Genomic DNA, 23,066 nt, shown 5'->3' with positions numbered 1-23,066 from the left:
ATGAATCTTGCAAGCGTAAGAAAAAAACGGCAGACGCGGGTGGCTACCGTTCAGGCAGGATGAGACGTTACTGGGGTTTGGCGACGTTTACCATCCATGGGATGCCGAATTTGTCGGTCACCATACCAAAACCCTCCGCCCAGAATGTCTCCTGCCAGGGCAGGGTGACGTGCCCGCTGTCGGCAAGGGCATCGAACCAGGCTTTACCTTGTGCCAGATCCTGGGTGGCGAGGCTCAATGTAAAGCCATTGCAGGCGGCATCGTTCTGTTTACCATCGCTCATCATGATCTCGCTGCCTGCTATACGCAGGTTGGCGTGAGCAATATCGCTATCGTTAAATGTTTGGCCAGCGGCACAGCCTTCATCGGCGTCGGGTTCAGGCATTTCGCCGAAAGTTATTTTATAAGTTAATTCAGCATTTAACGCGTTTTGATAGAACTGTATGGCCTGATGACATTGACCAGAAAAAGAGATGTAGGGACTGAGGGGCATAATCAGTACCTCGGGTAACGAGTCTGCGGATAAGTGTAGAGGTGCCGGTAAAGGTAAACCAGGCGGGGAGCAAAAACTCCCCGTCATTCATTAGTTCTTTTTAACGAATTCTGATTTCAGTTTCATTGGCCCAAAACCGTCGATTTTACAATCGATATTATGATCGCCTTCTACCAGACGAATATTCTTCACTTTGGTACCAATTTTTAACATTGAAGAACTGCCTTTTACTTTCAAGTCCTTAATAACAGTTACGCTGTCGCCATCGGCTAACAGATTGCCGTTAGCATCCTTGACGATTAATTCGTCGACATCGGAGCTGGGGGCTGCGTCGCTCCACTCGTGCGCGCATTCCGGGCAAATGAACAGGCCGTTATCCTCGTAAGTGTATTCGGAGTCACATTGTGGGCAGTGGGGCAGTTGCATAGGGTTTTTCCTCAAAATATACATACAGCACACGCACTTAGCGGGTGCAAAAAAGGCGTATTGCCTGAAAAGGCCGCAATTATACAGCAAAACCGTATAGTTGACGTTGTTATTATTTTTTCACATAAAAGATAAAAAGGTGATGTGGCTGACATAACCTGTCATTCGCTTAAGCGATGCTAATCCCGGATAAGCCACTAAGGAAAAACTGATGCGAACATTTAGAATATTTTAGGGTGGAAATTGCCACCATTTACTAATTCATATATTGTGGCAGTTAGTATCCGGTGTAATTCGCCACAAACTGTCATACCTGCTGTGTCTGCCGCCATTGGCAGATAATTACCTCTCAAATTGGGTGGGTAAATAAATGACGATATATCCAGGTTGTTCTTGAAAATGAGCTACGCTCTAACTCTCCGGTTTTTTATGACCGGGGGCGTATTGCTGTCACTTTTTGAGAGAAAAAATATACTTTCCTGAGTCCCATCAGGTATTTATCTTTTTGAAGATATTTTCCACACGTAATTATAAAAGCCGAAACTTCACTAATAAAAGATCGCGGCTAAATAAAAGTAAGAAAATTTGCGTTAAGGAAAGACTTTTGACATGCACACACAAACAATTTTTGAGTTAAGCCAGGAAGCAGAGAGATTGTTACAACTTTCTTTGCATAATCTCCAGGCCCTGAAAAAAATGCCGGTGGCGACGCTTGATGAGGCGGCGATTCCCGGCATGGCGGATAACGCCAATGTGCTTCCTTTACATTTCAGCGCTCGTGGCGTTGAGGCTCAGCAGGCCACACTGCATAACGAATTCCGCAAAATAACTCGCCTGGAAATGGTGCTGGCTATTGTCGGCACCATGAAGGCAGGCAAATCAACCACCATCAATGCGATAGTGGGTACTGAGGTTTTGCCTAATCGTAATCGGCCAATGACGGCGCTGCCGACACTTATTCGGCATACTCCGGGCCAGAAAGAGCCTATTCTTCATTTTTCGCATGTCGGGCCGATTGACGCGCTGTCACAGCAATTACAAACCCGCCTATTTAATTACGATCGTGACAAACTGGCGCAAAAAATCGAAATCGATAAAGACATGGCCGGTTTGCTGGACCGTATCGCTCAGGGTAATGCGTTCGATAAACACTATCTGGGTGCTGAGCCGATCTTTCACTGCCTGAAGAGCCTGAATGATTTAGTTCGCCTGTCGAAAGCGCTGGATGTGGATTTCCCCTTTTCGGCGTATGCCGCTATTGAGCATATTCCGGTCATTGAAGTGGAATTTGTCCATCTGGCGGGGCTGGAGAAAGAGCTGGGCCAGTTGACGCTGCTGGACACCCCCGGCCCAAACGAAGCCGGTCAGCCCCATCTGCAGAAAATGCTTAATGAACAGCTAGCGCGGGCCTCTGCGGTACTGGCGGTCATGGACTATACGCAGCTTAAATCGATATCCGATGAAGAAGTGCGTCGCGCGGTTTCTGCAGTGGGTCGTTCGGTTCCGCTGTATGCGCTGGTCAATAAGTTCGATCAAAAAGATCGTAACAGCGACGATGAAGATCAGGTTCGGGCGCTGATTTCCGGCACGCTGATGAAAGGCCATATCAATCCTTCGCAGATATTTCCTGTTTCTTCCATGTGGGGCTATCTGGCGAACCGGGCTCGCAACGAGATCAAACACCAGGGGCGGTTACCGGATCCCCAGGATCAGCGCTGGGTGCAGGACTTTGCCGAGGCGGCGCTGGGGCGTCGCTGGCGTACTGCCGACTTAGACGATATAGAGCACATTCACCATGCAGCTGAATTGCTGTGGCAGGACTCTCTGTTTGAACAGCCGATCCGCAAACTGCTGCATGCCGCCTATGCCAACGCGTCACTCTATGCGCTGCGTTCGGCTTCGCACAAATTACTGAATTACACCCAAAGCGCTCGTGAATACCTCGATTTCCGTTATCAGGGACTGACCGTTGCCTATGAGCAACTGGAACACAATATTACGCGGCTGGAAGAGGATATGGCGCTGCTTCACACTTGCCAGGAAGGCGTCAGTGATGAAATCCAGCATGAGGTTGAAGGGGCGCTGGCGGCGGCGGAAACCTTTATTCATGGTCAGCAGTTTGAAATTGTTGAGGCCATTGATGGCTGGTTCCACGATGGAAAACTGGCGCGTATCGCTCGCGAAAGTAAAGCGGACTTGCGGCTGGATGATGCGCTGAACCCTCATCAACTGATACTGGAAGATGAAGGTCAGGCGCAAAGCGTGCTCAGCAAAATCCGCTCGGCATGCGAGACAATTTTACTGGCGGCCCAGGATCGTATCAGCCGCGAGCTGGCACTGCGTTTTGACGAACTGGAAAATACGCTGGGCCGCTCGCTGAACGACGCCATGCGTCCTATCGAGATGCGCATAAAAGAAGAACTGAGTCATGCCGGCTTCCGGGCGCGTATCAGTTTTCCGGCTTTTCAGCCCAGTACGCTGAATTTTAATACTCGCGCGTTGTTCAGCAATGCAATCGCATCGGAAGATGTGCCTGCCGGGCAGGCGATGCGTGGCAACAGCGTGCGGGAAACGGTCTCGCGCTGGCTAAATAATCCCAGCTGGGGTTGGGAAGATTATGTGGTAACCCGTACCCGTTATGTTATCGATATCGCAACGTTACACGCCAAATTGATTGATCATATTGCCCATTTTTGCGCACAAATCCGTAAAGCTTTAGCCGCGCAGGTCGATGTTTCTGTTACGGCAGGGATGGCAACATTTTTCGCCGAGTTCTCGTTAAGTCTGGCGGGACTGCAGGAAAGTTTGCGTGACAGCCTGACGATACGGCAGCAAAACGAGTCGTCAGTGCTAGCGTTGCAGCAACATTTGCAACACTGCATCAAGACGGCGAATTGGATCCATGAGGACGCACGTCTGTTACGCGATGACATACAAACTCTATTCGCAGCAGATCAACCATGAAAAATCGACTACTGGATGGGCCGGGACGAGTACTGGAATGTATTCATCCGAAATTTATCGTGGATTTGGTGCAGGGCGGCGATGCCTCGCGCCAGAGCGCTATTGTGCCGCAACAGCAGCTATTTCGTGAACGTCTGACGCAGGAAGTCATGGCACAAACGCAACTGCGCCCGTGGGCGATGTCGGGCGTGCTAAACGAGAATGATGCGTTGCGGCTTGGCCTGGCCGAGAAACTCGCCAGCATGCTTGATCCTGGCCACCTGGCATTAAGCCGTATTACCCAGCGCCTGACGGCAATGCAACAGGCTGAACGCCGCCCTGCCAATACGACGCCGGGTTTACATCAACAGTATGATGAACTGGTAGAGCATTTTAGCCAGCGTACCGCGTGGAAAGAGAAAGCATTGACGCAGCGCGGGCTGGCAGTGCAGGCAGGGAACCATAGCGAGCACGTCTTTACCCAGTGGCGCGCCGGGAATTATAACGGCTGGTCGATGGCCGGACGCTGCTATGTCGCTCTGGAGGAGTTGCGCTGGGGGGCTTTTGGCGATGCCTGCCGGCTGGCGAATGCCGACGTGGCAAAAATGCTGAAAGATAATGTGCGTGTCATGGCGGCGGATTTTCTGGCGCAGGAGATCAACGCTGCGCCCACCACGCGCCACTTCTATCATCAATGGCTGGCGACGCCTTCTACGCCAGGGCTGATGGACTACAAAGATCTCCTTGGCTGGCTGGGTGACTGGTGTGACGTTGAGCAGCACCCCATTTGCTGGTCGGTCACGCAGAGCTGGCAAACGGTGGCGCTTGGCATGCCGCGGCTCTGTTCAGCAACGCGTATAGCCACTGCCATGGTAGAAGAGATTTTCGGCGACTAAGCGGTATGCCCTGCAATGGTCTGGCCGGAGCGGTCGTCAATTGCAGGACATAGCGGACAGCAAAAGCCCCGAAAGGGGCTTTTTTATCACGTTTAATGGCTGGCGGATTCGACCGGTTTTTCCGCTTCGCTGGCGGCAGCCGGGATTGCGCCGAAGCGTTTTGCATACAGTGCGGTGATGATAGGCACCAGAATCGCAGTGACAATCACACTGGCGGCGACCAGCGCCGTGGCAGAGGCGGCGACTGGTTCAAACGCCGGATTAATCTGCGCGATGATCACCGGGTTAGCGACTGCTGCACCGGCAGCGGAAGAGGCTGCCACACCCGCGGTGCCGTTGCCACCGCCGATCAAACGGTCGGCAATAATCAGCGGAATACCCGTAATGATGATTACCGCCACGCCGAGGACGATCCCCAACAGGCCGGTATCCATAATCACACGCAGATTGATCGTGTTACCTAACGCAAAGCCGAAGAAGGGGATCAGTACCGGCGTGGCTTTGCTGAAAAATGCCCGCAGGTCATGATCGAGGTTACCGAGCGTAAAACCAATCAGGAACGGCAGTACAGCGCCCACAAAATGGTGCGGCTCGAATGAGGCCAGCCCGGCAGATCCGAGGATCACCATCGTCATCAACGGGCCGGATTCCAGCGACATCAGGACAAACGCGCCAGACTCTTCTTTACTGCCGTACTGGTTCATCAGGCTGGCATACAGACCGCCGTTGGTCATATCCATTGCGGAAACGATAGCCAGTACGGAAAGGCCGGCAAAGAACCCGGTCTGGATACCGGTGTCCGGAATAAACGAGGCGGCAATCATCGCCACCAGCCATGCGACAGCGATTTTGGTCAGTACCAGCGTACCGGATTTGCGTAATACCGTGCCGGTAGCGCGTAAATCAATTGACGCGCCAATACAAAAAAACCACACCGCCAGAATGGGCACCGTGCCGGTGATCATTCCTTTGGTAAAGGAACCAAAATAAGCGCCGGTGTCTGGTGCGAGTGTATTCAAAACTGCACCTAAGATCAGAGGGATTAGCATCATCCCGCCGGGAATACGTTCAATTGTGGCCTTAATTTTCATCATGAACCCTCATTTCTCGTCATTAACATGAGCGAGGAAACCCAAAGATTAATATGTAATATTTTCAATTAATTAGAATGGTGTGACGTCAGGAGGTACTCTCCAGTCTGCGGTTATTGCCCGGCATGGCTGGCCGGAACAAGGGCATAACCGTTTTCCGTACCGCTGTTTCTGCGCGTATAATCCGATCTTTGGAATATCGATTCAATAAGAATAAAACATTGTTTTAGTTATCTTCGTCACATATTTTATGTAAAGATTTTCTGAGCCATTCCGTAATGAAAAGGCCTGTAAAGGGGTTGTAAAAAAACGGCAAAATACCAGTTGTATGCTAATGATTTCGTGGGTGATTATTTTGGGCCAGAAGAGGGGGTTGATTATCACTGGAGAGAATTATGTGAATTTGATCACTTTTTGAAACCCTGTTAGGGTAAAAAGGTCATTCACTGCCCAACAGGCGTCAACAGGTTCGGTTGTACAGGCAGTCGCTGCCAGTGTAAGTAAACCTGCTACGCTTGAATATATCAGTGGGAAACACTGTAAAAACGCCCGGCAGGGAAAGGATAGTCGGGCGGTCAGGGCGAGAGTCTAAAGAGGAAAACAGGCATGCTAAAAAGGAAAAAAATAAAACCTATTACGCTTCGTGATGTGACCATCATTGATGATGCCAAATTGCGTAAAGCGATTACCGCAGCGTCGCTGGGTAATGCCATGGAGTGGTTTGATTTTGGTGTTTATGGCTTTGTGGCTTACGCACTGGGTAAGGTCTTCTTCCCTGAGGCAAATCCCAGCGTACAGATGATCGCTGCGCTTGGGACCTTCTCCGTACCTTTCCTTATTCGTCCACTGGGTGGCCTGTTCTTCGGCATGCTGGGCGACAAATACGGTCGGCAGAAAATCCTCGCCATTACCATTGTAATTATGTCCGTCAGTACCTTCTGTATCGGGCTTATTCCCTCGTATGCGTCCATTGGCATCTGGGCGCCGATACTGCTGTTGCTGTGTAAGATGGCGCAGGGCTTCTCAGTCGGTGGGGAATATACCGGCGCGTCTATTTTCGTTGCCGAGTACTCTCCGGACCGTAAACGCGGCTTTATGGGCAGCTGGCTGGACTTCGGTTCGATTGCCGGTTTTGTCCTGGGCGCAGGCGTCGTGGTGCTACTCTCCACGGTGGTCGGTGAAGATAACTTCCTGGAATGGGGCTGGCGAATTCCGTTCTTCCTGGCGCTGCCGCTGGGCATTATCGGCTTGTACCTGCGTCACGCCTTAGAAGAGACACCCGCATTTCAGCAGCATGTTGATAAGCTGGAGCAGGGCGATCGCGAAGGATTACAGGATGGGCCGAAGATCTCCTTTAAAGAGATCGCCACGAAACACTGGCGTAGCCTGCTGACCTGTATTGGTCTGGTGATTTCCACCAACGTGACCTATTACATGTTGCTGACCTACATGCCAAGCTACCTGTCACATAACCTGCATTACTCGGAAGATCATGGTGTGTTGATCATCATCGCTATCATGATTGGTATGCTGTTTGTCCAGCCGGTCATGGGGCTGCTGAGTGACCGCTTTGGTCGCCGTCCGTTTGTGTTGATGGGCAGTGTGGCGCTGTTTGCGCTGGCTATCCCGGCCTTTATCATGATTAACAGCAACATTATTGGCCTGATTTTCGCGGGGCTGCTGATGCTCGCGGTAGTGCTTAACTGCTTTACCGGCGTGATGGCTTCGACATTGCCCGCCATGTTCCCGACGCACATCCGCTACAGTGCGCTGGCGAGCGCGTTTAATATCTCGATTCTGATTGCCGGTATTACGCCGACCCTTGCCGCGTGGCTGGTGGAAAGCTCAGAAGATCTGTTAATGCCGGCTTACTACCTGATGGTGGTGGCTGTCATTGGCCTGATAACCGGTCTGACCATGAAAGAGACAGCGAACCTGCCGCTTAAAGGGGCAACGCCTGCGGCTTCTGACATTCAGGAAGCGCGGGAAATCTTGCAGGAGCATCACGACAATATTGAGCAGAAAATCGAAGATCTCGATGAAGAAATTGCGCAATTGCAGGAAAAACGAGCCCGTCTGGTGCAGCAACATCCGAAGATTAACGAGTAAGCCTGAAAGCCCGGATGGCAACGCCCTCCGGGCTTTTTTCAACATCCCGCCGCAATATAATCCCCGTTAGCACTGACCGGGATCACGGTCAAAAACAGCACCACAGCAAACAACACTAGCGCCACGCCGCCTGCGATCTTTAGTACAGGCACGAACCAGCTAAGTTGACGCTTATCACGGCCAAACAGCGCTGCCGTAGTGTTACGAGCATATCGCACTGCCAGCGACAAGCCCGCAATCGACAGCGCAGTGCCAACGGCCATCGTCATCACAGCTGCAATACCCCACGTCACAATGCCCAGCGCATTCGAGAACAGCAAAATCATGATTGCCCCACTGCACGGGCGCGCGCCGATGGCGAGAATGACGCCAAGGCGTGTCTTCCAGTCGCCGCCCACACGGGCACCCACCCCATGATGGCCGCAGCCGCAGTTACCGTTGTGCTGATGCAGTGGCGAAAGGGCGGTAATGGTCAGCTTAGGTGGGCGCAGACTGTTGATGGCCTGCCATGCGATATACGCGCCGAAGCTGCCAATCATTACGGCACTGGCTTTCTCGACATACCAGCGGCTTTCGCTGAGATCGCCTGCGGCAAGGTTAAAACCGACCGCCAGAATAAAGACAAACAGAATGGCACTGACGCCCTGCATCAGGCTGCCGAGCACAGGGACCACGCGGGACGCCATCTGGCTTTCGTGGCTAGTGCTGAGCCAGGTAGTAACAATAAACTTGCCATGTCCAGGCCCGATAGCGTGCAACACACCATAAAAAAATGCGCCAGTCAGCAGCCATAATCCGCCGCTGTACTGATGATTATTGAGTTGTAGCAGGTACATCACCAGATAACGGTGCAGGGTAATTTGCGTTGCCAGGCACCATTGCAGAAATGCGCCCCAGTGGGTGTGCAGTGTAAAAGCGAGCGCCAACACCACGGCCAGAAGGATAAACGCGAGCGGCAGTCGCCAGTCGCGGGAGAGGGTTTGCGTGGTCATAGGCCTACGGGCATGAACAGAACATGCCCGAAGTATAGGCCGGGGCAAGAGGGGACTCCAGCCCCCGCGTCGGTTAATCTCCCGCTGGAGGGAAGCGGGCGACCAGCGCATCGGCAACGGTGTCGAGCGTCGTCGACCAGTCATCCACGGCAGGCTGGCGGAACAGGCGCATGCCCGGGTACCACGGCGAGTCGTCCCGCGTCATCAGCCAGCGCCAGTCCGGAATAAACGGTAGCAGCGTCCAGCACGGGCGCTGTAGAGCCCCGGCCAGATGTACTGGCGAGGAGTCGACCGAGATAAGCAGATCCGCCAGCGTCAGGATCGCCGCGGTGTCGTCAAAGTCTGCAATCGCCTGACTGAGCGCGACGGTACGCATCCCTTCCGGCGGTGATTGCGATGCGGCATCGCCTTTTTGGATCAGTAAAAATGTGGCCTCTGCGCGCGCCAGCGGTGCCAGTTGTTGCAACTGCAGGGAGCGACGGTGATCGTTGGTATGTGTCGGGCGACCTGCCCACACCAGCGCCACCCACGGGCGCGGTACACTGGCGAGGCGTTGTTGCCACTGCGAGACACGCTCAGGATCGGCATGCAAATAGCCCGTTGCCATCGGCAGATCGCCAGGTTGCAGACGAAACAGGCGCGGTAAATCCATTAATTCACAGTAAGCGTCAAAGACGGGGGGCAGCTCACCGCGCCCGATGACCTGTTCTTCCGGAAAGGCGCGGCGCACCAGAGCCAGCAACTCCGGGGTAACGTCAAGGACAATCCGCGCCTGGCTTTGCCGCTTTGCCTGGTGCACAAAACGGATAAATTGCAGTGTGTCGCCAAACCCCTGTTCATCAAAAATCAGCAAGGTTTTATCGGGCAGCGGCTGCCCCGCCCAGCGGGTTGCGTTGATATGACGGGCAATTTGCCTTGTGTGCGCCATGTCATAGCGGTGACGATATTCCTGCCAGCCGCGGTCAAAATCGCCAGTCAGCAGTAGCGTTTCTGCCAGGTCGAAGCGGCTAACAGCATCGCCGGGAAGATGGTCGACCAGCATATGCTGAATGGCCAGCGTTTCACTCAGCTTACCCTGAACGCGCAGGACCGTGGCGAGCATATGCCAGACAGCCAGCGGACCACTGCCGGAGGCAACGAGCGGGCGCAGAAGCGTTTCGGCATCTGCAAAGCGCCCTTGCTGTAATAGTTGTAAGGCTTGTTGCAGAATTGGCGCATATTCTGCCGCACTGAGTTCCGTACTGCCGGATCCCTGGAGTTGCTGCAGTTGGGCTTGTTTTTGCCGGGTTGCCGGGTGCAAGGGGGCCAACCCCTGCAGGCGTACGAGTGCTTGTGCGGCTGGGGTGAGATCGCCGCGCGCAATGTGAATGGTGACCAGGTTGAGCCAGCCTTCTGCAAACTTGGGGTTGATTCGCAGCGCCTGCTGGCACTGGGCGAGGGCATCGTCCAGCCGCCCGGCTTCCAGCAAAAGACCGGCGACATTATTATTAATCGCGGCGTCATCAGGTGCCAGGATCAGGGCGTGTTGGTAGTGGGCCAGCGCCTCATCAAAGCGGCCAAGGCGGCGCAGGGTATTCGCGAGATTACCGTGTGCACAGGCCGAATGCGGGGTCAGTGACTGCACTTTTTCCAGGCAGAGCACACTCTCCACCAGCTTGTTTTGCTCCTGCAGCAAAATGCCGAGGTTATTCCAGGCATTCACCAATGTGGCATCGAGGCTGATGGCTTTGCGCGCCCAGCGCTCCCCTTCCTCAAGCGCCCCTTTTTGCCTGCACATCTCAGCGAGATTGCTGGCATAGAGTGCGGGAAATTTCGGGGCAGAGCAGGCTTCACGCAGATGTGCAATAGCTTGATCAATATGACCGAAGGTGTGTGCGATAAGGCCAAGCAAATGCAGGGCATCCGGTTGCCCCGGCAGTTGGTTGAGGATCAGACGGCAATAGTGTTCCGCCTGCGGCGCTTGCCCGGCGTTCCAGTGTTGCCTGGCGAGATCCAGCGCCTGCTGCAAAGAAAGGGACGTCGTCATAGTAACCCTCCATGCAAAAACGGGGGCCGTAGCGGCCCCCGTTGCGATGTTCGTTAGAATGTTTTTCGTAAGCGCAGACTAAAAGTATGGGCCTGATATTGCTGGCCTGCCTGTAAATCGTAACGGGCATCCAGACTCATATCGTTGGCTTCATACAGCGTGCTGCCGATGGCGACACCCGCCATATCTTTTACCGGTGACGCACCTTTGGTCGTGAATTGCGTCTCGCCAACGGTGTCTGCCGCGTAATTCGCCGTGCTGCTCATCTGACGGTTGCCATACTGGTGCAGCCAGGTAATTTGTGCGAACGGCGTCAGGTTGCCGAGTCGCGTTGCTACGCTCTTTTCTACACGCAGACCAATATCGCTTTGCAGCGACTTCCCATGGGTACTGCCCACGTTCAGCGCCATACCGTTACCGCCTGTCTCCTGGTAACCCTCAATGTGCTGATAGCCATAAGTGAAACTCGCCAACGGGGTCAGCACCACTTCATGCGGCAGAGTAAACGGATAGCCAGCTTCACTTTGCAGCGTAACGGACTGACCATTGAACGTGCTCTGTGCGGTGCCTGAAAAACCGGTAAAGTCCACCTGGCGCCGCGAGTGATAATTCTGGCGGTTCAGGCCAGCAGAAAGGTTCAGATACCAGGGTTCCCCACTGTAGGCTGCATAGCCAATCACCCCGTAGTTATCTGCCGTGGAGGTGCTGCCCTTCAGGCTGTCCTGACCGTGTACCGATGTATTGCTGATGTTGACGGCTGCGCCCGCGCGCCAGCGGCTTCCCAGCGCCCGATCCGCGCCAAGCAGTATCCCGCCGAATTTTGCATGATAACCGCTGACGCTGTCAGTGGTTCCCTGATGGGCAAACCCACCAAACGGTTGACCCCATAAGATCCAGTTGCTGCTGTAGTCATCTCCTGTTGCAACGCCGCTTGCGCCTGCAGTGTGCGGGTTGCGCACGCTGTTCATATGCGTGGCAACGACAGTCATTGCTTTGTTAATTGCCGTGGCGGTCGCCGCACTGGCGTTAATGTTCTGGCTGGAGGAGAGCCCTTCGCCGACACGGTTCGCTTCCTGGGTATGAGTAATGGCCAGCGAGGCGTTGTACAGCTCCAGCAACTGCGGCGAGATCCCAGCATAATTGCCGAGGCCACCCAGCGCGGCGGCGGCACCAGGCCGGGTCGCCCGACCACGTTCCGGTGGTGTGACAGTTCCCGGTGTCGGGCGAGTGGTCACGTCAGGCTCGGTGCGCGCCAGGCTGACGACCAGGGCGCTGCGGCTTCCGTCATTGACTGTTGTGCCTGATACTGCGCCTGTGTAACCCGCGGCGTTGTAATTCAGTGTGCTGGCGTTGTAATTCGTACCGGTGCTGCTGGCGTCGATAACCACATAACGCTGGCCCGGCGCAAACTGGTAAGTGTTGCCCGTGCGTGCCAGGGAGATATGAGAGCCTTGGTCGAGCGTGGCGGTACCGTTGATGATCAGTCGGCCATAACCGTAATCGCTCTGGGTAATGCCGGCGGCACTGGTGCCATCAGCCACACCGAGGAGCAACGTTGCGGCGGAGTTTTGATGGTAGTTGCCCGTTATCGTTATCGGGTTCACCACCCGCAGTTGTGCGGCATCGTTGAGAATGGTCGCATTGTGTGAGGTGATGTTGTCATTCAGCAGCAGCGATCCTGATGCGAAGGTCAGGGCATTGCCGTTGGTCTGCAGCGTACCGATGCTATTTGCATAGCCTGTCAGTGTACCGGTGGTCACTGTCCCACCTGTGATCGTGAACGGCAGATTGGTGAGGTTAGCAATATCCCCTGCGATGGTTCCGCTGTTAATCAACGTTGGCTCTGAGGCGGCAAAGTAATTTTCCAGCGAAATCGCCTGCGGGGCCTGAATTAACCCGCTGTTGGTGATCGTGCCGATCGTACTCATAAAGTCATCACTGCGAATACCAAAGGTATCGCTGAGGATCGTACCGGCGTTTGTCAGCTCGCCGATCACGCCTAAGTTACGCACTGCTGCACCGCCGGTCTGATTGGTGCCGGTATGGTCATAAATCACTGTGCCGGTGTTCACGAGTGTTGTAATGGTGCCAGCATTATTAAAAATCGCACCGAGATCGCTGACACCAAGGTTGTTCTGATTGGTGATTGTGCCTGCGTTATTCAGCAGAGTGAGTGTACCCCGGTTATAGACCCCGGTGCGGCCGCTGATAACGCCACTGGCAGTGTTAGTCAGGGTACCCAGCACGCCAGCGGTGGTGATCCCGGAGCCGACATAGCTGTTGCTACTGGTATTACCGATAGTCCCGCTGTTAATAATGGCGCTGGTGGCACTGCCTAAATCAAGGTAAATACCGCTAAAGCCTGGCGCGTTAATCATGCCCGTATTCGTTAGGGTGCCGAGAGTGCCGGTGCTCACCACGCCGAAATTGCCCGTGGCGAACAGGAGTCCGTGGTTAGCCAGCGAGGCCAGATTGCCGGAAGAGGCTATCTGTAGCGCTGCGGTGTTGCTGGCTGCAGTCAATGTGCCCTGAGAGGTAATCTCCAGTGTGTCAAAACCTGTGGTATATACGCGCCCGGATGTTACCGCTGTGCTGATTGTTTCGCTTGTTGGAACCGCGTGAGCGTAGGGGGCGAGCAATCCTTGCGCAGAGGTAATAGCCACCAGCAAAGACCCATGCTGGTTAAGGCGTGATTTTGTCATGATTTACCGTTGAGATAGAGGCGTGATGCTTTACAGATCGCGTGTAAATACCATTAAGATTTTTCCTAATGATATTTATGCGCAGAATATACATCCGGTTGCAAAAAACAATAAGTCCTGCTTAATTATTTCTTAATTGCGACGCGATTCAACGGCGAAATAAAACACGTAACCTGCTAATAAAGAGACAGATAATGATTAGGAACGATAAACAGTTTCTCGCCGGGACTTTGATTGCGTTGGTCTTTTGCTTCTCCGGATGCGCCGAGCACGATGCGCGAACTTCTGCCGTTGAGTTGACTCAACATGCCGGTTTTACCCAGGAAGCATTGCAAACAAAAACGTTTCTGTTAAGCGCCCTAAGTAAAACGTCACCGCAGGCGAAAGTGCTGCGCGTCTATATAGAAGGAGACGGTTTTGCCTGGGTGAGCCGTACGCAACCTTCCCGCGATCCCACGCCGCATAACCCCGTTGGGCTGAAGCTGGCCGCCGCCGATCCCTCGCCCAACGTGCTCTACCTGGCGCGACCGTGCCAGTTCATTGGCCCACCGCTGCCTGCTGATTGTTCGGTGAAGTGGTGGACCGATCAGCGCTTTTCGCCCGTGGTAATCGATGCGATGGATGAAGCCCTGACGCGCGTTGTTAGCCGTATGCCGGGCGTTGAGCTCGAACTGGTGGGTTACTCCGGCGGGGCGAATATTGCTGCGCAACTGGCGGCACGGCGCCACGATGTGCGATCTCTGCGCACCGTGGCGGGGAATCTTGATGTCGCTTACGTTAATCAGATCCATCAGGTTACGCCAATGCCGGATGCGATGAACGCGATAGATGTTGCAGCGAAGCTGGCCAGCGTGCCACAAATCCACTTTAGCGGTAGTGAAGACGCGACGGTGCCGCAGGCGGTGGCGGTGCGTTTTCAACAGGCGACGGGGGCTCGCTGTGCACAAATTGAGACGGTGTCGGGCATGAAGCATGGCAGTGACTGGGCCGCGCTGTGGCCGGGGTTGCTGGCTAAAACACCAATGTGCCGGTAAATGTAGCCTGTCTGGTTGGCTTCTGTTTTCTCTCCGCGCGCCTTCTTCCGGTTATATTCGAGTGTTGGTACAGTAAACAACCGGTACGGATAAGCGAGCAGAGGGGCACTCAGCGTGAGTGAACGCATTGATTATCAAATTGAAAAATACAGCTTTGCGGAAGCCGCTGAAACACCGCGTCTGACGCAGCAGTGGGCGGAGGTAGCGCAAGAGTGCCTGCAACAGCGCGCCGGAGCGGAAGAGCGGTTACGGATTGCATTACTGAATGTGGATTACGTAACCAGCTTTGAATTGCCCTTCCGTTTGTTGTTGATCAGAGCACCGCAATTGATTGCCAGCCTGCGCGATGAACTGCAAATCAGCCAGAAAAACGTCATCTTCAACGGTAAGCGCTTTGGCTGCGTGTACAGCCTGAAAAACACGCTGAGCGATGTCCCGGATGCCTTCCAGTACCGTCTGTCGACCCGAATCCGGCGGGTTGATGCCTCAGGAACGACTGCGGCACCTTACCAGCAAATCGCTAAAGAGGTACGCGCGCCACGCGAACGCCTGAAACTGGCGCTGGAGCAGGGATTACCAGTCACCGCGCTGGATGCCTTGTTCTGGTTTGGTAGCCAGCGTATCGCCGCTGATATACAGCGGCTCAGAAAATCCGGCCTGCGCATTGCCACTGCAGAAGTCGATGTCTTCGATAACCTGACCGGTACAACACGACGGGTTCCAGTCTACCGGCGAGAAGTGAATTGAGGAGATAAGCGTGGTGTAACCTGGCGGCAGAACCCAGAAAAGCAAAAACCCAGCCAAAGGCTGGGTTCTCTGAATAAGTGGTGCCCGGACCCGGACTAACGCCGTCAGGCGTTGAACAGCGCGCTGGTCGCGCTGGCCCCGAAGGGGTGAGCCGCTTGCGGCGAATAATCGAACGCAGTTCGATGGAGAGTCCGTACCCAGAAAAGCAAAAACCCAGCCAAAGGCTGGGTTCTCTGAATAGTGGTGCCCGGACTCGGAATCGAACCAAGGACACGGGGATTTTCAATCCCCTGCTCTACCGACTGAGCTATCCGGGCAACGGGGCGTATTAAACTGGATTACCTTGGCCTCGTCAATGCAAAATCTTCATTGCATCGTTCAGGAGCGTGTTTTTTCGGCAAAAAACAGTGAAACAGCTCAAATATTAGTCTATTTGCTTCTGCCAAAACTCTTCGACATTGAAGAACAGGGTTCTGCTGAAAGACTTTCATATGATTTCTGGCGTTTGGTTTGGTTACTGGAAGTCGACGATTTATCAATGAAGTGTAGGTCGCAAAAGGCTTGTTATTGCTGGTTAACTAAAAGACAATTACCTTGGTAAATGCATGGATATGCTCAAACCTAACTTTCTATTAAGGGATTAATGATGGCAAGAGCACTGGCCTGCCTTGGTGACAAAACGAGTTATGGGCAAATCATTTCCGCTACAGCGGCTTGGTTTGAGGGTAATAAAGCAATAGCCAGAACTGGCGACAAGGCTTCTTGCAGCAAATGTAACGGGTATTTTGTTATTCTTGCCTCTGCACAAGACTGGGCAGAAGAAGGCAAAGCGTATGCTGCCACAGGTGACAGAGTGTTATGTCGCTGCCCGGAGCACTATGTTTTCGGCTCTGCCACACAGTATACCCGTACGATGCCGGGAACCCTTGCTTCCCGCAATACGAGCCAGGCCCCCCTGTCTGCGCAGCAGGATCAGGGTTCCAGCGTCAGGAACTGTATTCGCTTTCAGTGTACCGATGACGATGAACACCTGATGGCTGGTTGTCGTTACACCTTGATTTTCCCGGACGGACGTTCTGAAGATGGCGTTACTGATGAGCACGGGATTACAGGGTGGCATTATGCCGAATCGGCAGACGATGTCAGTATGCATATTCTTACCGACTGAGGAAAACGACTGTCCGACAATCGTTAGAGCGGTGTAGATGACACAAACTCCGGGCTGGTTGGTGATAAAACATCAACATGAGCTGTCTGTTATGCCGGGAGTCAGGGCTGGTCAGTAAACGGAAGGCGAAAGCTCCGGGTGGGAGATAAAAATTTCACCCGGCCCAGGATGTGGTAAGCCCGGTGTCATTGTTTCAGGCGATCTCTGGCAGAGCAATACGCAGGGGAGAGCGGTGGTTTTCTTTGGTGCAGCAGTACGGTGCCGATGGAACGAACGATGCCATTGCTGCAGACAATCCGTTAACGGCAAAAATTATCTGTGCGCAGAGCCAGCCTGCAGAACAACTTTCTTCACATCACACACTTCTTCAGTGTGCTGATTATGATGATGGCAGAATGATAATCGCCTGTCGGTATGTGCTGTTGTTCCCGGATGGTCACACAGAGAAGGGGAGCATGGATAACGAGGGAATCGCAGAATGGCATTTTGCTGAATCTGCTGAAAATATTAAACTGCATATATTAATGGATTAATTATGGCTGTGTATTATCTTAGTACCCGTATAAATTCTAATGTTCCGACCGATTGTTTGTTGTACGATCTGTGCATTTATCGCATGGATTCTGAAAGGAATAATTATACCCTGATTGATGTGAAGCAACATCCTTTTCAGAGTAATTACGAAACGCAAAGTCACATGACCGGAAATATAAATGAGCCTCTCTCCACCATCTATATTATGGAAGTCAGACTTTACCGTAAAACCATGTTGCATACACACTGCGTGACGCCTGTACCCTTTACTAAAATGTACACGCTTGAAGAATTTGCATCAGGTAACGCCTGGTCTCCAGTGAAGCGTGAGAACCCCTGTTATTTTGAGTCAAAAGGGACAATGAAGCCTGAAAGTCAGGGGGGTGAAACAAAACTCATACAAATCACCGTGCCCGAGCGTCCATTTATTGCGAAAGAATATCCAGTTGGTGATCCTCTTGATCCTTTTGAAAACGTTATAATAGAACACCAAATAAATCAAAGATATAATCATTGTCCAGATGCTTTTCCAGATCAAAATGCGGCAAGCGCTTGTGGGCCTGCCGCATTTTTTTACTGTGTCCAAATAGATCGCCCTGATGTATATGCACAGGCTGCCAGGGAACTCTGGCGATATGGAAAGACAAAAATAGGTGCATTGACAATTTCTCCTGGAGAAGGATGTAAGCATCCTTCAGGTTTTTTTTATACAAAGAATGGTCGGCCAAGTATATTAGGTCTTGACTGGATGACATTGGCTGGGCTTAGAGATTCAGAGAATACTGTTTTAAGTTTTGATACTCTTGATTCTCCAGTTGCGGGGATCACTATGTGGCAAACACTAACGGAGTGGTTTGAAAAAGCCGGTTATGAAAAAGTGTTCAGTAACGTAGGCCCTGTACAGGCCGGTATTCGAGGCATTCGGGATTTAAATGAATATGCAAAAAATGGATACAAAGTCATTACATTAATTAATGACGGACTTTTAGGTAGAAGTGAATCGAATCTAACAGTACCAACACATTGGGTTGTTTGGGAGAGTCCTGCAACACAGGATCCCAACGGTTATATGCATTTGAATTTATTCTCATGGGGTAATGTTTACGATCAAATAAAACATAAGAAAGATATTTCTTTCTTTGTTTCCAGGTTCTTTGGAGGGATGGTTTTTAAACCATTAAAATAGCATGAAGAAATCGTTAGCTGTTTTTTGTTTGTTAATTGTTTCAGGATGTACATTACATGCTGAATTTTCTCCAGAAATAAACGAACTTAATGATGGATTGGTTGGTCAATCTTACTATGCGCAGATAAATATTTTTGGTGGGAATGTCGCTACGTTGACAAACTCTTATGGTGATCGGGAGTTATTAGGTAGTATTTCACCAGGTGATATGGGATTATACTTGACTTATTGTGATAATGATAAATATGATAATAATTGCCTTCAAGTTAGAGGGGTGCCTACTAAAACAGGAGTAATTAAAGTTAGCGTTTCGGGGTTTTTCAATGTGGCAATGTTTCAAAAATCTAGCGAATTCGATAAAACCTATACTATTACAATCAAGGATTCAGAAGGGGCTTCTTGAATTTTTTGATTGGCATATTTACCGTATGGATCCTGAAAGGAATAAATACCCCCTGATTGATGTGAAGCAACATTCTTTTCAGAGTAGTTACGAAACGCAAAATCACATCACTAGGAATATAAATGAGTCTCTCTCCATCATGTATGTTATGGAAACGGGACTTTACCGTAAACCATGTTGTATACACACTGTGTGACGCCTGTACCCTTTACTAAAATGTACACGCTTGAAGAATTTGCATCAGGTAAGGCCTGGTCTCCGGTGAAGCGTGAGAACCCCTGTTATGTTGAGTCAAAAGGGACAATGAAGCCTGAAAGTCAGGGGGGAGAAACAAAACTCATACAAATCACATTGCCCAAACGTCCATATATTGCGAAAGAATATCCAGTTAGTAATTCCCTGGATCCTTTTGAAAAAAAGTTATAATAGAACAGCAAATAAATCAAACATATAATCATTAAAGCATAAGAAAGATATCACTTTCTTTGTTTTTAGATTTTTTTGGAGGATGGTCTTTAAGCCATTAAAATAACTGTGCAAATAATTTACATTGTGTGTATTTCATTTTTATTATCAGCGTGCGCTTTGCATGCAGATGTTACTCCGCATGGTGATTTTCTTAATAATGCGAAACTCGGAGAGTTATATGTCAGTGAGATAAATATAATTGGTGGCGCTGTATCATCTTTAGATTCTAATGGAAAGGAAAGATTTGTAGGTGAAATAACCCCATCCAATATAGGATTAACTTTAAGGTATTGTAATGATTCCCCTGCTCATAATTGTATCAGGATTCAGGGTGTGCCAATAAAGCCAGGGGTCGCCACAGTGCGAGTATCTGGCGGATTGTTTGGCACTAATGTTGCGACTGGTGGAGAATTCGATAAAATCTATACTATTACAATCAAGGATTCAGACAGTCCTTATTAAAACCGTTTGATTTGAAAATCATATCAAGGGTATGAAAAACCACTTAGAAAGCGGTTATCTTATAAATTTAACCCGTGCTTTCTGTTTTATGTTTAGTTAGCACACGTTGTTGCTTTTACATTTAAAAAGCTGTCGGCTTGGTTTATGTTTAATGGTTGGATATATTTTGAAGGCTGTTGCACAAATCCCTGACAGCTGTCTGGTTCTACACCTGCCAAAATTTATCAGCAATCCATTTTTTATCCTTTTGTTGGGGAGGCGATTCTGAGGGTAAAACTAAACTGCTTAACGCATATCTTTTTCAGCCGCCTGTCTGGTTTCCTTTCCATTTTCCCCGCGCCAGCATTCCATTTAAGACCAGCAGATGAAGGTTAAATGCTAATTCTCCCGTTCCCCATGCTTTTGCATCATTATGAACAGTGATAAATGAGAGCAACCGTAACTGACTGTGGTAAGACCGTAGCTGAGAAGTAAGAATGAGGCTTGCCAGAGGGTAGAGATGTCTTTAAAAGCAAAGAATAACGAAGAAAACGACAAAGGATCTGGCAAACAAGGAACGTATTGCAACGACCAGAAATCTACCGTAGCCATAAAAGGAAAAAGCCCCACTTTGCAGCGAGGCCTTGTAAATACGGGTTGCAGCGTTGTCTTTCTTTAAACAACACGAGGACTTTTAATATCCCCAGCTCTGGTGACTGAGTTATCCGGGCAATGGGGCACATTAAATGGGCAGTGTTTCCCGATGCTTACGTCAGTGCGCCGCCCTGGCGGCAACGGGCAAAACGCAGAATATCTTCCGCCAGCCGCTGCGCGGTATCCACATCCGCCTGGCTGCGGTTCACCAGCATCCTGCTCAGGCAGCCCTCCAGTACCAGTTCCATCTGTTTCGCCACCATCGCCGGATCATCCACTTCCAGTTTGCTCAGCAGTGTATGGGTGAAATCGTGGGCCTCTTTTTTCTGCTGGTCCGCCAGTTGATGGATGGGGTGGCCCGGGTCCGGGAAGAAGGTACAGGCAGCAATAAACAGGCAGCCGGGGTAGCGATTATTGCTGACGCACTCAGTCAGCGCGCCATAACGCGCCAGCAGCTTCTGCTCGCTGCTCAGCTCTTCATTCAGTAGTAACTGACGGCGCCAGATATCCACCTGCTGGCTCAGATAACGCAGGGCGTCATACAGCAGAGCTTCTTTGTCAGGCCAGAAACGGCGGAACTCATCAATGGGGTAATCAATGCGTTCGGCTACCATCTCCAGCGAGGTCTCTGCGATCCCTTTTAACTCAAGCAACTGTAAAGTTTGGTTCAAAACGTCTTCGCGTTGCACGGCGTTCTCCTCCGTTATGTGAAGCGTATTACCCCAATCAAGTGTTGTTTACCTGGCTTGATTGCGCAAATGCGAGGTAAAGGCGGCGGCATCCATAAATCCGGTCACCCGGGCTGCGGGCTGCTCATGCCCCTGCGTATCGAAAAACAGAATGGTCGGCAGACCGAGTACGTTCAGATGCTGCAGCAGCGCGGCATCCCCGGCGTTATTGGCGGTAACATCGGCCTGCAATAACAGCGTATTTTTCAGCGCCGCCTGCACCTGCGGATCGCTAAAGGTATATTTCTCAAACTCTTTACAGGCCACACACCATTCAGCATACAGATCCAGCATGACGGGTCGCCCGTTAGCCTGTGCCAGCGCCTGATTTAACTCGTCTACGGTTTTTACCGTCGTGAAGTGGAGCTGCGTGCGGGGCTGCGTAGCCGGTGTGCCAAAGGCCCAGTCCTGTAACGGGCGTGCGCAAACCAGCGCAGCGCCGAGCAGCGCAATTTGCAGTACCCGTACCAGAGGGCGTTTTGCGGCAAGACTGGTAATAAACGCCCAGGCGAAAAACGCCACGCCTAACAGCGACCACAAGCGTAAGCCCCAGTTCTCGCCGAGTACACGTTCCAGCAGGAACACAGGCAGCGCGAGGATCACAAAGCCAAAGGCGATTTTGACCTGCTCCATCCACGGCCCGCTTTTCGGCAGCAGGCGGTTGCCAAAAACGGTAACCAGAATCAGCGGCAGGCCCATGCCCAGCGCGTAAAGATAAAGCGTGCCGCCACCGAGCCACAGATTACCGCTTTGGGCGATATACAGCAGGATAGCGCTGAGCGGCGCGGTGGTGCAGGGGGAACAAATCAACCCGGCAATCGCGCCCATGGCAAATACGCCGCCTGGCGAGCCGCCTTGCTGGCGATTGCTCCACAGTGTCAGGCGGGTTTGTAAAGCAGAGGGCAATTGCAGTGTAAACAGGCCAAACATCGACAACGCCAGCAAACTAAACACCACAGACAGACCGATCAACACATAGGGGTGTTGCAGCGCAGCCTGGAACGATAATCCCGCAGCGGCGACAATCAGCCCCAGCGCGGTATACGTCAGCGCCATGCCCTGCACGTAGACAAACGCCAGCAGCAATGCACGTGCTGTAGAGAGGCGTTGTTTACCGCCCAGCACGATACCGGAAATCAGTGGGTACATAGGCAGCACGCACGGGGTAAAGGCGATGCCAATGCCGATCAACAGCGCCCATAGTGCAGAAAAGGGCAATGGCGCGCGCTCTGCGCTCTGCTTTTCGGCAGGGGGGACCGGCGCTGCCTGCGCTGACGCTACCTCCATCAGCGGAACCACTTTAGTTTCTGGCGGGTAGCAGAACCCGGCGTCGGCGCAGCCCTGGTAAGTGACGGTGAGTGTTGCGCCTTTGGCCGCCTGATTCACCGTGAGCGGTACTATCAGCCGCTGGCGATAGATTTCCGTTTCGCCGTAAAACTCATCTTTGTGCTGCTCCCCTTTGGGTAATGAAAGCGGGCCGATGCTGGCTTGTGCCGGAGTGATGTGAACCTGCTGGCGGTAAAGGTAGTAGCCTTTTTTGACCTGCCAGTTAAGCGTTAAATCATGCTGATGTTGCTGAAAGTCGAAGACAAAGGCCTGGTCTGCAGGCACAAAGTCAGAGCGACCGGGCGCGTCAAAGAGGCCACCGAAGGCGGATGTGCTGCACAGCAGCAGGATCAGCGTAAAGATGCGTTGAGCCATGTGAGGTAGTCGTAATCTCCGTGGGTGACGGGTAGAGCCAGTAATTCCGGGGTTTGATAGGGGTGATGAGCTTTGATGCTGGCGAAGAGATCTTCGAGATGCGTGACGTCGGTTTTCAACAGCAGTTGCACTTCGTACTCTTGTTCCAGCTTGCCTTCCCAGTAATAGAGCGAGGTTGCGCCGGGCAAAATAGTGACGCAGGCTGCGAGCTTCTCCGCCAGCACTGTTGCCGCCAGCTCCTGGGCGGTGGCTTCATCCGGGGCGGTACAGAGTACAACAACAGCGTCAGGCGTGTTCATCGTCAACCTCGTATCAGCGAAAACA

18 protein-coding genes and 1 tRNA gene are annotated in these 23,066 nt (G+C 52.0%); 9 read left to right on the top strand and 10 right to left on the bottom strand.

Going from position 1 to position 23,066, the window contains the following annotated elements:
- Nucleotides 1-67: 67 nt before the first annotated feature.
- The gene (gene yjdN / locus ACUY4S_RS21230; protein ID WP_312690288.1) at nt 68-493 is read right to left on the bottom strand and encodes a VOC family metalloprotein YjdN; all 426 of its coding nucleotides are present in this window, start codon (nt 491-493) and stop codon (nt 68-70) included.
- 90 nt (nt 494-583) lie between these two features.
- A complete protein-coding gene (locus tag ACUY4S_RS21225) occupies nt 584-919 on the bottom strand; it encodes a zinc ribbon domain-containing protein YjdM (protein WP_312690286.1) in 336 nt (111 codons plus the stop codon).
- Between the two features lie 609 nt (nt 920-1,528).
- On the opposite strand from ACUY4S_RS21225, the gene crfC reads away from it, so the two are divergent.
- Nucleotides 1,529-3,883 (top strand): clamp-binding protein CrfC, encoded by a 2,355-nt coding sequence (crfC, locus tag ACUY4S_RS21220; protein ID WP_312690284.1) that lies wholly within the window; start codon nt 1,529-1,531, stop codon nt 3,881-3,883.
- A complete protein-coding gene (locus ACUY4S_RS21215) occupies nt 3,880-4,758 on the top strand; it encodes a diguanylate cyclase regulator RdcB family protein (protein ID WP_312690283.1) in 879 nt (292 codons plus the stop codon). Before crfC ends, ACUY4S_RS21215 begins: the two co-directional genes overlap by 4 nt.
- A gap of 92 nt (nt 4,759-4,850) precedes the next feature.
- Here ACUY4S_RS21215 and kdgT read toward each other — a convergent pair whose 3' ends face one another.
- On the bottom strand, nt 4,851-5,849 hold the full coding sequence (kdgT, locus tag ACUY4S_RS21210; RefSeq protein ID WP_458022835.1) for a 2-keto-3-deoxygluconate transporter: 999 nt from the start codon (nt 5,847-5,849) through the stop codon (nt 4,851-4,853).
- Nucleotides 5,850-6,455: 606 nt separating this feature from the next.
- On the opposite strand from kdgT, the gene proP reads away from it, so the two are divergent.
- The gene (gene proP / locus ACUY4S_RS21205; protein ID WP_312690282.1) at nt 6,456-7,958 is read left to right on the top strand and encodes a glycine betaine/L-proline transporter ProP; all 1,503 of its coding nucleotides are present in this window, start codon (nt 6,456-6,458) and stop codon (nt 7,956-7,958) included.
- Between the two features lie 38 nt (nt 7,959-7,996).
- Here proP and ACUY4S_RS21200 read toward each other — a convergent pair whose 3' ends face one another.
- The 3 genes from ACUY4S_RS21200 to ACUY4S_RS21190 all read right to left on the bottom strand — a co-directional run bounded on the left by ACUY4S_RS21200 (nt 7,997) and on the right by ACUY4S_RS21190 (nt 13,678).
- Nucleotides 7,997-8,950: a nickel/cobalt transporter gene (locus ACUY4S_RS21200; RefSeq protein WP_458022830.1), complete on the bottom strand. Its 954-nt coding sequence runs from the start codon at nt 8,948-8,950 to the stop codon at nt 7,997-7,999.
- A gap of 73 nt (nt 8,951-9,023) precedes the next feature.
- Complete coding sequence (locus ACUY4S_RS21195) at nt 9,024-10,976, bottom strand: tetratricopeptide repeat protein (protein ID WP_458022831.1); 1,953 nt, start codon at nt 10,974-10,976, stop codon at nt 9,024-9,026.
- Nucleotides 10,977-11,029: 53 nt separating this feature from the next.
- Nucleotides 11,030-13,678: an autotransporter family protein gene (locus ACUY4S_RS21190; protein ID WP_458022832.1), complete on the bottom strand. Its 2,649-nt coding sequence runs from the start codon at nt 13,676-13,678 to the stop codon at nt 11,030-11,032.
- Between the two features lie 194 nt (nt 13,679-13,872).
- Here ACUY4S_RS21190 and ACUY4S_RS21185 point away from each other — a divergent pair, with 194 nt between their 5' ends.
- Nucleotides 13,873-14,712, top strand: coding sequence for an alpha/beta fold hydrolase (locus ACUY4S_RS21185; RefSeq protein ID WP_458022833.1), 840 nt, complete (start codon nt 13,873-13,875; stop codon nt 14,710-14,712).
- A 114-nt stretch (nt 14,713-14,826) separates the two neighbouring features.
- Complete coding sequence (locus ACUY4S_RS21180; RefSeq protein WP_458022834.1) at nt 14,827-15,459, top strand: ECs1377 family protein; 633 nt, start codon at nt 14,827-14,829, stop codon at nt 15,457-15,459.
- A 241-nt stretch (nt 15,460-15,700) separates the two neighbouring features.
- On the opposite strand, the gene ACUY4S_RS21175 is transcribed toward ACUY4S_RS21180, so the two are convergent.
- Nucleotides 15,701-15,776: transfer RNA gene (locus tag ACUY4S_RS21175), tRNA-Phe, on the bottom strand.
- A gap of 326 nt (nt 15,777-16,102) precedes the next feature.
- Here ACUY4S_RS21175 and ACUY4S_RS21170 point away from each other — a divergent pair.
- The 4 genes from ACUY4S_RS21170 (at nt 16,103) to ACUY4S_RS21155 (ending at nt 18,750) form a co-directional block, all read left to right on the top strand.
- A complete protein-coding gene (locus tag ACUY4S_RS21170) occupies nt 16,103-16,627 on the top strand; it encodes a PAAR domain-containing protein (RefSeq protein ID WP_458023521.1) in 525 nt (174 codons plus the stop codon).
- A 182-nt stretch (nt 16,628-16,809) separates the two neighbouring features.
- Nucleotides 16,810-17,160 (top strand): hypothetical protein, encoded by a 351-nt coding sequence (locus ACUY4S_RS21165; RefSeq protein WP_458023520.1) that lies wholly within the window; start codon nt 16,810-16,812, stop codon nt 17,158-17,160.
- Nucleotides 17,161-17,162: 2 nt separating this feature from the next.
- Nucleotides 17,163-18,347, top strand: coding sequence for a hypothetical protein (locus ACUY4S_RS21160; protein WP_458023519.1), 1,185 nt, complete (start codon nt 17,163-17,165; stop codon nt 18,345-18,347).
- Between the two features lies 1 nt (nt 18,348).
- On the top strand, nt 18,349-18,750 hold the full coding sequence (locus ACUY4S_RS21155; RefSeq protein ID WP_458023518.1) for a hypothetical protein: 402 nt from the start codon (nt 18,349-18,351) through the stop codon (nt 18,748-18,750).
- A 1,676-nt stretch (nt 18,751-20,426) separates the two neighbouring features.
- Here the strand turns inward: ACUY4S_RS21155 and ACUY4S_RS21150 are convergent.
- Genes ACUY4S_RS21150 through cutA form a run of 3 tightly spaced genes read right to left on the bottom strand, consistent with a single transcriptional unit; the run spans nt 20,427 to nt 23,041 of the window.
- Entirely contained in the window at nt 20,427-21,002 is a 576-nt protein-coding gene (locus tag ACUY4S_RS21150; protein ID WP_312690261.1) for a transcriptional regulator, read from the bottom strand.
- A 48-nt stretch (nt 21,003-21,050) separates the two neighbouring features.
- The gene (locus tag ACUY4S_RS21145; protein ID WP_458023517.1) at nt 21,051-22,742 is read right to left on the bottom strand and encodes a protein-disulfide reductase DsbD; all 1,692 of its coding nucleotides are present in this window, start codon (nt 22,740-22,742) and stop codon (nt 21,051-21,053) included.
- Entirely contained in the window at nt 22,718-23,041 is a 324-nt protein-coding gene (cutA, locus tag ACUY4S_RS21140; protein ID WP_312690258.1) for a divalent cation tolerance protein CutA, read from the bottom strand. Before cutA ends, ACUY4S_RS21145 begins: the two co-directional genes overlap by 25 nt.
- Nucleotides 23,042-23,066 lie beyond the last annotated feature (25 nt).

The organism is Kosakonia beeri, from assembly GCF_054165705.1.
This window is presented reverse-complemented; position numbering and strand designations above follow the sequence as displayed.